Below are 12,988 nucleotides of genomic sequence, written 5' to 3' on the forward strand. Positions count from 1 at the left end.
TTAAATTTAATGAGACATAATAATATAAACTAATGTACATATGTGATGTCAGAATTCATATCAATAGATAAACCTATAGAAGCAGTATTAAATGTAAAAAACTACTGCTTCTGATATAATATTGACAAAAAAAATGTATAGTGTTATATTACAAGTAAATAATAAAGCATTGATTAGGATTAGTAATTTTCTTTCTATAGCATAGAGAGTCAGTGGTTGGTGTAAACTGATGTATAGGAGATTAAGAATCAACCTAGGAGCGGAATGAAGAAAGTCATTGATGAGTATTTATTCACGGTATAACCGTTATCTTTGTAAGGGGTCTCTAAATTGTTCCACGTGGAACAAGAGGCAACTAGGGTGGCAACGCGGGTTAATCTCGTCCCTAATTCAGGGACGAGATTTTTTTATTTTCTTTTAAATCTTTGAACTGAAATGGGATGTTGATGATTGAATTGATGCTAAATCATATTAGGAGGAATTGACATGTTAGATTTAAAATTAGTACGTGAAGATTTACAAGGTACAATTAAACGTCTCGAAACACGTGGTGGTGATTTTAGCTATTTAAATAAAATTGCTGAATTAGATGAAAAACGTAAAGAAATCATCTTAGAAGTTGAACAATTAAAGTCTAAACGTAATGAAACTTCAAAATTAATTGGTCAATATAAACGTGAAAAAAAGGATGTAACTGAATTATTAAGCCAAATGGATGGTGTTGGTGAGACAGTTAAACAATTAGATGAGCAATTACGTGTGATTGATGAAGAAATTAAAAATATTTTATTAGGAACTCCAAATGTTCCATGTGGAACAATAGCTGTAGGTAAGGATGAAAATGATAATGTTGAAATCCGTAAATATGGAGAACCAACTAAATTTGATTTTGAACCAAAAGCTCACTGGGATTTAGTAACTGACTTAGATATCATTGATTTTGAACGTGCAGGAAAAATCACTGGTAGCCGTTTTGCAGTTTATAAAGGATTAGGAGCTCGTTTAGAGCGTGCTTTAATTAGCTTTATGTTAGATTTACATACTGGTGATCATGGATATACTGAAATTCTACCTCCAGTTATTGTTAATCGTGCAAGTATGACTGGAACAGGGCAATTACCAAAGTTCGAAGATGATGCATTTAAATTAGTAGATAGTGATTATTTCTTAATTCCAACTGCTGAAGTACCAGTTACTAACTTACATCGTGATGAAATTTTAAGTGCTGATCAATTACCAATTAAATATACAGCTTATAGCCCATGTTTCCGTGCTGAGGCAGGTTCTGCTGGACGTGATACTCGTGGTATTATCCGTCAACATCAATTCAATAAAGTTGAATTAGTGAAATTCGTTAAACCTGAAGATTCTTATCAAGAATTAGAAAGTTTAACTGCTAATGCTGAAAAAGTATTACAGTTATTAGGGTTACCTTACCGTGTTATCGAATTATGTACTGGAGATATCGGATTCTCTGCTGCTAAGACATATGATATCGAAGTATGGTTACCATCTTATAATGCATATAAAGAGATTTCTTCTTGTTCTAACTTTGAAGATTTCCAAGCACGTCGCGCAAATATTAAATTCCGTCGTGATGCTAAAGCTAAACCTGAGTTCGTTCATACGTTAAATGGTTCTGGTCTTGCTATTGGACGTACTGTTGCAGCAATTATTGAAAATTACCAACAAGCTGATGGAACAATTGTGATTCCAGAAGTTTTACGCCCATATATGCGTAATGCAGAAGTAATTAAATAATTTGTATCTTAGTCAGAGGAGTACTGTATAGTACTCCTTTTTAATTTGTATAAACGCATTATTAGACATGAAAGTGTTTTGACAGTGAGATTAGATTAAAGTAAAATATTAGTATAATATACCAACTGAAGATGAGAGTGATAAGATGAAAAAACGGGGAATGAGTATTATTCTTATCATATTGTGCTTTATACCACTTATATCTGCATATGCGGGGGATATAAGCCAGATTATTTATCGGGTTTATGTTAATGATCAGATGATAGGTGTTTTAAGTGATATTGCAATATATGAAGAATATGAGGAAAAGAAGATTGAATCTTATCTAAATCACTATAAATTAGAGGATTTAATTATTCCTGATAATGTTCGAATTGAACAAGAGGTAACATATATTCCGCATATTCCGAAAGATGAGGAAGTCATCAATTATATTGATGAAAATGTTAAGTTTAAAACAAAAGGATATTATGTTAAAGTTGGTTCAGCTAATATGTGCGTAAAGGATGTTACTGAAGTTGAAAAAGAGATTGAATCATTATTTCAGTTATATATTTCTGAATCTGATTTAAAGCGTGTAAAGGATACAAATTTAAAGATTGAACCTCTGATGACTGAAGGAGAACAGGTTATTGGAATTAAATTTAGTCCAAGTGTTGAGTATTCTAGTTCTATTTGTAATATTGATGATTTAGTTACTAAACAGGAGATTGGAAATCTGATTTTAACTGGCGAAAAAGATCCTGTTAAAGTAGGTATTTTAGAAAATGATAGTACAATTGAAACTTTGGCATCATTAAATGATTTGAAATATAATGATTTCAAATTATTAAATTATCGTGTTTTAAGTAACCAGGCGATACCTTATGTTGGGCAAAAATTTAATGTTACGCCGATGATGCAATCCGTCCAAATTCAGGTTGAAAAAGAAGTTGTAAAGCAAGAAGTGATTGAGTATATAACTGAGACGATAGAGGATCCAAATCTTCCTGTGGGGGAAACATATACAGAGCAGGAAGGGTATAATGGTATTAAGCTGACATCTTACAAGGAGTCCTATATTAATGGAGAACAGGTTTCTCAAGAAAAGTTGAGTGAAAAAGTACTAAATGAGGCTCAAAATCGTATTGTTGTAAAGGGAACGAAGGAAATTCCGAGTCGTGGGACAAAGGATTGGAAATGGCCAACATCACGATATACGATTAGCTGTGCTTATTTATGCTATAGTGGTCATTATGCTTTAGATATTTCGGCTTATGTGGGACAGCCTGTTTATGCAGCTGATAATGGGGTTATCGTTCAAGCTGGCTGGAACGGGGCTTATGGATATAGTATTTTGATTAATCATAACAATGGATATTATACTCGCTATGCTCATTTAAGTAAGGTTGATGTATCTGTTGGACAAGTTGTGGCAGGAGGGCAATTAATTGGAAAGGCTGGTAATACGGGGAATAGTACAGGTCCTCATCTTCATTTTGAGATACGGACCAATACTGGATCCCAACCGAGTTATGCACCTAATCCAATGAGTTTTTATTAAAAAAAGTAGGTAGGCTTTCAATAGCCTACTTACTTTTTTTTATTTTTGAGTGCTTCTATGTGTTACCACTGGATTAGAAGTTATAAATCATGTTAAAATGAATAATCAGATAAATATCAAGGTTAAGATATAGGTTTCTTTAGAGAAAAAGGTGATATGATGAGAATATGTGTATTATCGAGCGGAAGTGTCGGAAATGCGACGATTATTGAAACAGAAAATACAGCAATATTAATAGATAATGGTTTATCATTAAAAAAATTACAAGAATTGATTAAAAAAAGTGGATTTGACGAAAATAAAATTAAGCATATCTTTATTACACATGAGCATGGGGATCATATTAAAGGTGTTGGTGTTTGTACACGTAAATGGAAGTTAAATGTTTGTGCAACAGCTAAAACAATTGATGAGATGCATCGCAAGGCGATTATTAAGCCAGGTGTTGAGAAAACGACGATTTTAGAGAAGAATGAATGGGCTGAATTTGATGATTTAATGATTATGCCATTTAGAACATCTCACGATGCTGTTGATCCTGTTGGATATATGATTAAAAAGGATGAAAAAGTACTAGTTTATATTACTGATACAGGGTATATTACAGGTGATATTTTAAAGACTTTACATAATGCAGATGCTTATATTATGGAAACGAATCATAATGTGGAGATGTTACAGATGTGTAATCGTCCGTGGTCGTTAAAGCAACGTATTTTGGATGATTGTGGCCATTTATCGAATGAAGATTCTGCTTATGCTTTAAGTCAGTTAATCGGAGATAAAACAAGACATATTTATTTAGCACATTTAAGTCAGGATGCAAATTTACCAGATTTGGCAGAAATGACGGTACGCCATATTTTAAAAGAAGAAAATGTTGATATGAATAAATTAAATTTACATATGACTTATCCGATGAATCCATCAAAGGTGATTAAATTATAAGGAGGAATAATAAATGTATACTTGTTTAGAGCATGTTGAAGAAGCAATGGATCGTTATTTAGATGAATACGGTAAATTACCTATTTTAGTGGAAGTTGAGTTACCTGAAAAATGTCAGTTTTGTAATCATTCAGCGGTTTATAAAATTATCGAAGGAATGATGGCTGATGAGGAAGATTTCGAATAGGATTTAACGTATAAAATTCCCTGTTAATCAGGGAATTTCTTTATGAATTGGAGGATATGATATGAACATCACGATTATTTCAGTCGGAAAGATTAAGGAAAAGTATATTAAACTTGGAATTGATGAGTTTTCTAAACGTTTATCACGTTATTGTAAATTAACGATGATTGAGGTTCCAGATGAGAAAACACCTGATAATGCATCAGAGCGCGAGATGGAATTGATTAAGGATAAGGAAGGAAAGCAAATTCTTTCTAAGATTAAAGATAATATGTATGTAATTGCGATGGATTTACAAGGAGAAATGAAGACTTCTGAGCAATTTGCGAAACAGTTAAGTAATTTAGCTCTAAGTGGTGATAGCAATGTGGCGTTTATTATCGGAGGATCTCTTGGATTATCAGATGATGTTAAAAAACGTGCCAATTACAAACTTTGTTTTTCAAAAATGACTTTCCCACATCAGTTATTTAAATTAATTTTACTTGAGCAAATTTATCGCACGTACCGTATTAATAATAATGAACCGTATCACAAGTAGGTATGTATATGTTCACATATATAAAGGGGCGTAAATGCAATGGAAAAGATATATCGATTAGTAGATTCTAGCGGAAAAGAATATGAAAGTAAGGTGCCGGGAAACTTTGGTGGTCATAAAAGATTGAAAATATATGGTCGATTAGATTGTAAATCTGCAGCTAGATATATTGAAAAAGGACAGTATGTACAGCATAGAGTATTTTTTGCAAATGAGGAGATTGCCATCAAGGCTGGTTATAGACCGTGTGCGAAGTGTATGCCGGAAGAATATAAGGAGTGGAAAAATAGAAAATAGGGGGTAAATATGAAGGTTGAATTTTTAAAGGCAGCAGAAGCTGATTTTGATGAGGTAGTTGATTTTGCAAACTATGTATTTAGTCATGATGGAGGCAAGACTGATTTTCCAAGTTTGTTACCTAAGTTATATAAGAAAGATTATCAGATGATGGAATATCACTATCTTGTAAAGGAAAATGGAAAGATAAAGGCTTTAGTAGGGGCATTTCCGATGGAGCTTAGTGTTTTAGGTCAGACGTTAAAGGTTTTTGGTATCGGTACGGTGTCTGTTCATCCTTATTCACGAGGATGTGGGTATATGAAGCAGTTAATGAATATGGCGTTAGGAGATATGAAAGAACAAGGATTCCATTTGAGTTGTTTAGGGGGAAAAAGACAACGTTATGAACATTTTGGATATACGCCTTGTGGGCAAAAACTTTCTTTTACGTTAAATAATGAAAATATTAAATATAGACTAAATCATTATGTTAATGAAAATCTTATTTTTAAGGGAGTAACTGATGATATAGAACAGGCCTACGAGCTTTATAATAAAGCACAGTTTAAGGTTACTCGAGAAAAATCAGTTTTTTTAGATTGGTTAAGGTCTTGGGATTTTAATGTTTATTTTGTTTATGAGTGTAATCATTTTATTGGTTATGTTGTTGTGAACAAAGAAAATACTTATATTAGTGAGTTAGTTGTTAAGAATGATGAGGATTATATTCGTGTTTTAGCAACTTATATTCATAACAATAAGGCGGATTTCGTGAATTTTGAGTTGCCTGTTTGGGAGAAACAAAAGATAAAACAGTTAACTCAGGTTGCAGAAGATGTCACGCTCCATCACGCTTATCAGTTTAATGTGTTGAATTATGAAGAGATTATTGCACAGTTGTTACATTTTAAAGCCAGTTATGCTGATTTGATCGATGGGGTGTTAAGTTTTGAAGTTTTAGATTACGGTATGTTTGTCATTTCGGTAGAAAATGGAGAGGTAACGGTTAGTAAGTTTGAGGGAGAGTGTGATGTGTTGCTTAGCCATATTGAGGCGATGCAGCTATTCTTTTCACCTTTTGGACAGCATTTGGTCGATGATGAGTTATTCAATCATTTGATCCATTCCTGGTTCCCAGCACCTTTATTTATGCCGACGCAAGATAAGGTTTAAAAATATAGTTTTCGTTATCATAAATTTTCTAGGAAAAAAATAAATATATAATGAGACTAGATTCAGATTTTGAGTCTAGTTTTTTGATTATAAATGGATAAATAAAGATTAAGTAGAAAATTTATCCTTTAATGTTGTAAAATTAAATTGATAGGATTATCGGAATCTAATGATTTAATATAGGGGGGAATTTATGACTGAATTAATGATAATTAGTGGGATTGTATTAATTATCTGTATCACTTCGAGTAAAGTATTGTATAAGTTTGGGGTGCCGATGCTACTTATATTTATGGTACTCGGGATGCTATTTGGATCAGATGGACCTGTTGGAATTTATTTTGATGATTATGAATTAACGAGTCAGTTATGTTCTTTGGCATTAGTTTTTATTATGTTTTATGGAGGATTCGGAACCAAGTGGAAGATGGCTAAACCGGTAGCTGTCCCATCTATCATGATGTCTACACTCGGAGTCATGATGACTGCGGGGTTGACCGGTTTGTTTTGTCATTTTGTTATAAAAACAACGTTATTAGAAGGCTTATTAATTGGTGCTGTGGTTTCTTCTACTGACGCGGCATCGGTCTTTGCTGTATTGAGGGCGCAACGTTTAAATTTAAAGGGATCTTTAGCCTCACTTTTAGAAATTGAAAGTGGAAGTAATGACCCAATAGCGTACATGATGACAGTTTTGATTCTTACGATGATGAAAAGTTCTAGTAGCCTTACCATTGGAACGGTATTAGGTAGTGTTTTAACACAAGTTTTAATAGGTGGAATTATCGGAGTTATTAGTGCGAAGGGAACGGTTTATCTATTACGACGATCGAAGTTTGAGATAGAAGGTTTTTATACCATTTTTGTTACAGCAATCGCCATTCTTTCGTATGCATTAAGTGAGTATCTAGGTGGAAATGGATATTTAAGCGTCTATATAGCCGGAATAATTATTGGGAATAGTGTTATTCCTCGTAAGAAAAGTATGTTTCACTTTTTTGATGGAATCTCTTGGATTATGCAAATTGCATTATTTTTTATGTTAGGTTTATTGTCTTTTCCATCTAAATTACCGTATGTGAGTGGGAAGGCAGTTGCTATTTCGTTGTTTATGATATTAGTTGCTCGTCCATTAGCCACGTTTACCATTCTTAGCCCTTTTAAATTTACAATGAAGGAAAAGTTGTTTATCTCGTGGGTAGGATTAAGGGGGGCAGCATCGGTTGTCTTTGCGATTATTGCTATAACTTTTGGAGTTATGATAGAAAATGATATCTTCCATATTATCTTTTTCATTGCTTTATTTTCTGTTTCGATTCAAGGAACACTTATCCCTAAAGTGGCTACTTTGCTAGGATTAGTTGAAACGGAAGATGAACACCAAGTATTGAAGACTTTCACAGATTATACAGGAGACATTAATACAGATTTATTAGAGGTTACAATCAAAAAAGACAGTCCGTGGCTGAATAAAACAATTATGGATGCAAATATTCCGGAAGAAATCTTGATTGTAATGATAAAGCGTGGAGATAAAATATTAGTTCCAAAAGGTGCGACTGTGTTAGAAGAAGGCGATATTTTAGTTTTAAGTGGAAATGGAATCAAAAGTTTATTAGAAGGTTAATTATGATTACATCAAACAGTCTTATTCATTGAGTTAAATGTTTAAGACTGTTTTTATATTGAGATAGAGTTGATGAATGATGATTTTTAGTTATAGGCCTCATTATCTTATTAAGGAAAGTGTTATTAATGAGTGTAATATGAGGTAAAGTATAATGAGATATAGAAATTAGGAGGTTATGGTTATGGCTAGAGGCGTTTTAGTAACGGGTGGCGCTCATGGTATTGGAAAGCAGATTTGTTTGGATTTTTTATCATTAGGTGATTTTGTTTGTTTTATAGATATTGATGAGGAAAAATCATGTTAATTTGAAAAAAGTCATCCAAATTTATTTTTATGGTGATGTGGCAAATTCAGCAACTTTGAGGGAGTTCGTAGAGTTTGCAATAAAGAAATTAGGTCGAATAGATGTGTTAGTTAATAATGCCTGTCGTGGAAATAATGGAATTTTATCTGATTTAGATTATGACGGCTTTGATTATGTGTTAGCAGTGGGGTTAAAGGCCCCTTATGAACTAAGTCGTTTGTGTAAGGAAGAGCTTAAAAAGAATCGAGGTCATATTATTAATATTGCTTCTTCAAGAGCCTTTCAATCGGAGCCGGATACAGAGGCCTATGCCAGTGCAAAAGGAGGAATTGTGGCGTTAACTCACGCTTTAGCTATTTCTTTAGGACCAGATGTATTAGTAAATTGTATTGCCCCTGGTTGGATTAATGTGATGGATGAAGTGACGTATAGTAAAACGGATGAGATGGCCATTCCAGCAGGAAAAGTTGGCAACCCAAAAGATATTTCGAGTATGGTAATCTATTTAACTAATCAGACATTTATGACAGGAGAAACGATTACGATTGATGGAGGAATGAATAAGCGAATGATTTATCATGGAGATTGGAATTGGCAATATAATAGTTAAAAGAAGACATTAATGCTCATTCTTTATTAAGATTTAATTTTTAGGTAGCGGTACAAAGAGATTGGAATTAAGATGATGATAGGAGGGGATGGTTATGCAATATAAATTAGTGGAAAATTATAAAGATGATGAAAAACTCGTTAAAAGTTTTAATGAGTTAACCGAGAAAACCTTTGGATTTAATTTTATAGAATGGCAAAATAATGGTTTTTGGACAGAAAAATATATACCTTATTCCTTAGTTAACAATAATCAGATAATCGCAAATGTTTCGGTTAATTTAATGGATTTTATGCTTGATGGTGTCAAAAAGCACTACATTCAGCTGGGAACGGTTATGACGGATGAAAATTATCGTAGACAGGGTCTTTGCCGTTATCTGATGGAGCATGTGATTAAGGAATATCAGCACAAAGTAGATGGCATCTATTTGTTTGGAAATGATAGTGTCATTCATTTTTACCCGAAATTTGGTTTTGTTGAAAGTAAAGAATATCAATATATAAAAAGTATTTGTTCAACCTCTAGTCAAGAAGTTGAACAAATCGATATGTCAATTCAATCAAATCGTGATTGTTTTTTAAATATTGTAAAAAATAGTACGATTAATGAACGTTTTACAACAGATAATTGGGGATTGATTGCTGTTTATTTGTTATTTGGGCAACCTGTCTATTATTTGGCAAAAGAAGAGGCATATATTCTTGCAAATGTTGAAAAAGAAAAACTTTTTATTCATCAAATAGTTACTAAGCATGAAGTTAATTTAGAGTCTATCATTCATGCTTTTGGAAGTGAAATTCAAGAAGTTAGACTTGGATTTACGCCTGTTAAATCTTCAGGATATGAAGTTAAAGAAGTTGAGGAAGATGACTGTACCTTGTTTATTTTAGGTAAAGATTTAAAAGAGATAGAAAAGAAAAAGCTTATGTTTCCAACGTTATCACATGCTTAAATGATAAAAAAATCTCGTAGAATGAGGATCTACGAGATTTTTTTATGTTAAAGGACTCCTGAAAATAGTCTTGAGAGAGATTCTTTTATTTTTACAATAGTGCTTCTATTTTTGTAGTCAGTTAAGGTTAATTCTGTTGATTTTAAGATATCGGCTTCAAACTGATTTTTTTGTTGTTTAGCAATCTCTTCTGAGTAAATGATAGCATTGACTTCAAAGTTTAACTCAAAGCTTCTTGTATCCATATTTGCAGTTCCAACGGAGCAAACTTCGTCGTCGATAACCACTGTTTTAGCATGTAGGAAGGCATCTTTATCGTAATGATAGATTTTTACGCCGTAATTTAATACTTCTCCAGCATATCCAAGATTTGCCCAGTAAACGAATGGATGATCACCTTTCCCAGGAATCATCACTCTTACATCTACACCTGAGATTGCGGCTAATTTTAGGCTATCTGCAATACTTTTATCGATAATTAAGTAAGGAGATTGAATGTAAATATATTTTTTAGCACGTTGAATCATTTTTAAGTAAGATAGCTTAATTTCATGCTTATTTCCTGTATTTGGTCCACTGGATACGATTTGCATTCCAATATTTTGATTATTTTGCGTTAAATCAGGCAAGACTGGATGAAGGGAAATATCTTCTTTGGTCGCATATCGCCAGTCTGCTAAAAAGCGTAAATTTAAATCTTTTACAGAAGATCCTGTAAATTTTATATGAGTGTCTCGCCAGTATCCAAATTTAGCGTCTTTTCCTAAGTATTCATCCCCAACATTGAAACCACCAATGTATCCAATACGACGATCAATGACAACAATTTTACGATGATTTCTAAAGTTCATGTTTATATTAATCAAGCGTAGCCAGGCTGGGAAAAATTCACCAACTTTCCCTCCAACAGCAATTAAATCTCGAAGTTTTTCTTTAGTGAGGGAGCGGCTTCCAACTGAGTCATAAAGGAATCGAACTTCGACGCCGGATTTGGCTTTTTCGATTAAGATATCGAGGATTTTATTTCCGATTTCGTCTCGTCTAAAGATGTAAAACTGGATGTTGATACTTTTTTGAGCTTTTTTTAGGTTTTCGAGTAGAGAATCGAAAAATTGTTGACCGTCAGAAAATAATTCGACTTCGTTATCGTTTCTAAATGGACAGTATTCGAGATTTTCGATTGCCATAATCATATTAGAGGCAGGCAAATCTGAGATGTTTGTTTGTGCTACTTGTTGTTTATATTTTTCAAAGATTTTGAGTTCTGATTCTTTTACATTAAATATTTTAGAGTTATTGATTCGTCGACCGATCATTAAAAAGACGATAAATCCAAGTAGAGGAGCGATATATAAAATTAATGTCCAAGCAATAATACTATTTGCAGATCGTTTTTCTTTAAAAACCATATACATGATGGTGACTAAGTTGATAAGATGGATTAAGATAGAAAAAAATTGAAACATGGTAATCTCCTTTCGGATTAGCTTAAAGAGGCTATTAATGATAGTTTATGTGATATGAACTAACTTTATCAAAAGAAGAATTATTTTTAAAGAGGAGGAAGAAATTTTGACAAAGTATATTGATTTAAGTTATGAAATTGAACATCAAATGGCGGTTTATCCAGGGGATGACGAGCTCAAATTGTATCGTCATCGATTTTTAAATCGCGATTATTACAATGATACAAAATTAGAAACAGGAATGCACGTTGGAACTCATATTGATGCACCAAGTCATCTACTAAATAAAGATCGTTTTATTTGCGATTATCCTGTTGAAAAATTTATTGGAAATGGCTGTTTATTAGATGTTCGAAATGAAGAAATTATTAAACTAAAGGATGAGTATTTGGATAAAGTTCAAGAAGGTGACATTGTATTGTTATATACGGGATATGATGAGTTTTTTGGAACAGATAAATATTTTGAAAATCATCCAATCGTTGATGAAAAATTAGCACAATTTTTCGTAGACCGAGGTGTTAAATTAATAGGAATCGATATGCCATCACCCGATCAGTATCCGTTTAAAGTGCATCATAAATTATTAGAAAATGATATTTTAATTATTGAAAATCTTCGAAATTTAAAAAAATTAGAGGGAGTTAAGAGGTTTGAAGTCATGGCTTTTCCGTTAAATATTCGCGCTGAGGCTTCATTAACGAGGGTTGTAGCAAGGATAAATTAAAAAAGCTATCTCACGTGAGATAGCTTTTTTAATTTAATCTGTTACAATGACCTCTTTCTTTTTGACCACGAAGAAAGCAATGATTAATCCGATAAATGTTAAAGCACCAATGGATGCAAAAGCAATATTCATACCGTATACTTGCGATTCAAGTGGATTTGTTGAAGATGAAGTCAAACTGGCTTTACTCATGATGGTAATGATGATTGAGGTTCCGATAGAACCTGCTACTTGACGTAATGTATTATTAGCAGCATTACCATGCGCATATAAATCACGATGTAATGAGTTTAATCCTGACGTTGTTAATGGCATTGTAAGCATGGCAATTCCTAGCATTCTTAATGCGTAGACAACGATCACATATGTTTTGGTTGTATCTGGAGTTAAGAATGAGAGTCCAAATGTTCCAAGTGTTAGGATAGTCAGTCCGATTAATGCTAGATAGCGAGCGCCGTATTTATCGAATATTTTTCCGGTAATCGGGTTCATAACTCCCATGATGATAGCACCTGGCATAAGGGCAAGTCCTGTGTCAAAAGCGGAGTATCCTTTGATATTTTCTAGGTACATGGGTAAGATCAATTCGGATGAAATGAGTCCTGCATAAGTAATCATGACAATAATAGTAGAGAAGATAAAGGTTTTGCTTTTAAAGACAGTTAAGTTTAGGATGGGGTCTTTCATTGTTAATTGACGCCAAATAAATAATATTAAGAATAAAGCACCTATTAATAGTGGAAGGTAAACTAATTTATCCGTCCAATCATAGTTTCCAGCATTACTGAATCCGTATAGTAGAGCTCCAAATCCTATTGTAGAGGCTATAAATGAGAAAAAATCCATGGATACATTTTTACCACC

The 12,988-nt window shown here is 33.0% G+C and carries 14 protein-coding genes and 1 other annotated feature; of the genes, 12 read left to right on the top strand and 2 right to left on the bottom strand.

The window, feature by feature from the left end; all coding sequences use genetic code 11:
* Positions 1–160: 160 nt before the first annotated feature.
* Positions 161–390, top strand: a binding site (T-box leader).
* Positions 391–486: 96 nt separating this feature from the next.
* The 11 genes from serS to J6D32_RS11020 all read left to right on the top strand — a co-directional run bounded on the left by serS (position 487) and on the right by J6D32_RS11020 (position 9,931).
* On the top strand, positions 487–1,761 hold the full coding sequence (gene serS / locus J6D32_RS10970) for a serine--tRNA ligase (RefSeq protein WP_006785405.1): 1,275 nt from the start codon (positions 487–489) through the stop codon (positions 1,759–1,761).
* A 145-nt stretch (positions 1,762–1,906) separates the two neighbouring features.
* Entirely contained in the window at positions 1,907–3,304 is a 1,398-nt protein-coding gene (locus J6D32_RS10975; RefSeq protein ID WP_009606420.1) for a peptidoglycan DD-metalloendopeptidase family protein, read from the top strand.
* Between the two features lie 159 nt (positions 3,305–3,463).
* On the top strand, positions 3,464–4,252 hold the full coding sequence (locus J6D32_RS10980) for an MBL fold metallo-hydrolase (RefSeq protein ID WP_006785403.1): 789 nt from the start codon (positions 3,464–3,466) through the stop codon (positions 4,250–4,252).
* Positions 4,253–4,265: 13 nt separating this feature from the next.
* Positions 4,266–4,439, top strand: a complete 174-nt coding sequence (locus J6D32_RS10985; RefSeq protein WP_006785402.1) for a CxxH/CxxC protein — start codon at positions 4,266–4,268, stop codon at positions 4,437–4,439.
* A gap of 61 nt (positions 4,440–4,500) precedes the next feature.
* Positions 4,501–4,980 carry a 23S rRNA (pseudouridine(1915)-N(3))-methyltransferase RlmH gene (rlmH, locus tag J6D32_RS10990; protein WP_006785401.1) on the top strand — a complete coding sequence of 160 codons (480 nt, stop codon included), beginning with the start codon at positions 4,501–4,503 and terminating at the stop codon, positions 4,978–4,980.
* A gap of 39 nt (positions 4,981–5,019) precedes the next feature.
* The gene (locus tag J6D32_RS10995; RefSeq protein WP_006785400.1) at positions 5,020–5,277 is read left to right on the top strand and encodes an Ada metal-binding domain-containing protein; all 258 of its coding nucleotides are present in this window, start codon (positions 5,020–5,022) and stop codon (positions 5,275–5,277) included.
* A gap of 9 nt (positions 5,278–5,286) precedes the next feature.
* The gene (locus J6D32_RS11000) at positions 5,287–6,432 is read left to right on the top strand and encodes a GNAT family N-acetyltransferase (RefSeq protein ID WP_006785399.1); all 1,146 of its coding nucleotides are present in this window, start codon (positions 5,287–5,289) and stop codon (positions 6,430–6,432) included.
* Positions 6,433–6,625: 193 nt separating this feature from the next.
* Positions 6,626–8,059: a potassium/proton antiporter gene (locus J6D32_RS11005; RefSeq protein WP_006785398.1), complete on the top strand. Its 1,434-nt coding sequence runs from the start codon at positions 6,626–6,628 to the stop codon at positions 8,057–8,059.
* Positions 8,060–8,243: 184 nt separating this feature from the next.
* Positions 8,244–8,366, top strand: a complete 123-nt coding sequence (locus J6D32_RS11010) for a hypothetical protein (RefSeq protein WP_287467676.1) — start codon at positions 8,244–8,246, stop codon at positions 8,364–8,366.
* A 1-nt stretch (position 8,367) separates the two neighbouring features.
* Entirely contained in the window at positions 8,368–8,976 is a 609-nt protein-coding gene (locus J6D32_RS11015; protein WP_229040161.1) for an SDR family oxidoreductase, read from the top strand.
* A 94-nt stretch (positions 8,977–9,070) separates the two neighbouring features.
* Positions 9,071–9,931, top strand: a complete 861-nt coding sequence (locus J6D32_RS11020; protein WP_287467677.1) for a GNAT family N-acetyltransferase — start codon at positions 9,071–9,073, stop codon at positions 9,929–9,931.
* A 47-nt stretch (positions 9,932–9,978) separates the two neighbouring features.
* Here J6D32_RS11020 and cls read toward each other — a convergent pair whose 3' ends face one another.
* The gene (gene cls, locus J6D32_RS11025) at positions 9,979–11,397 is read right to left on the bottom strand and encodes a cardiolipin synthase (RefSeq protein ID WP_055164321.1); all 1,419 of its coding nucleotides are present in this window, start codon (positions 11,395–11,397) and stop codon (positions 9,979–9,981) included.
* Between the two features lie 106 nt (positions 11,398–11,503).
* On the opposite strand from cls, the gene J6D32_RS11030 reads away from it, so the two are divergent.
* Positions 11,504–12,124 carry a cyclase family protein gene (locus J6D32_RS11030; RefSeq protein ID WP_009606622.1) on the top strand — a complete coding sequence of 207 codons (621 nt, stop codon included), beginning with the start codon at positions 11,504–11,506 and terminating at the stop codon, positions 12,122–12,124.
* 33 nt (positions 12,125–12,157) lie between these two features.
* Here the strand turns inward: J6D32_RS11030 and J6D32_RS11035 are convergent, their stop codons facing one another.
* A complete protein-coding gene (locus J6D32_RS11035) occupies positions 12,158–12,970 on the bottom strand; it encodes an MFS transporter (protein ID WP_287467678.1) in 813 nt (270 codons plus the stop codon).
* Positions 12,971–12,988 lie beyond the last annotated feature (18 nt).

It is taken from the genome of Turicibacter sp. (genome assembly GCF_017941855.1).
In the GTDB taxonomy this organism is placed as follows: Bacteria; Bacillota_I; Bacilli_A; order MOL361; family Turicibacteraceae; genus Turicibacter; species Turicibacter sanguinis.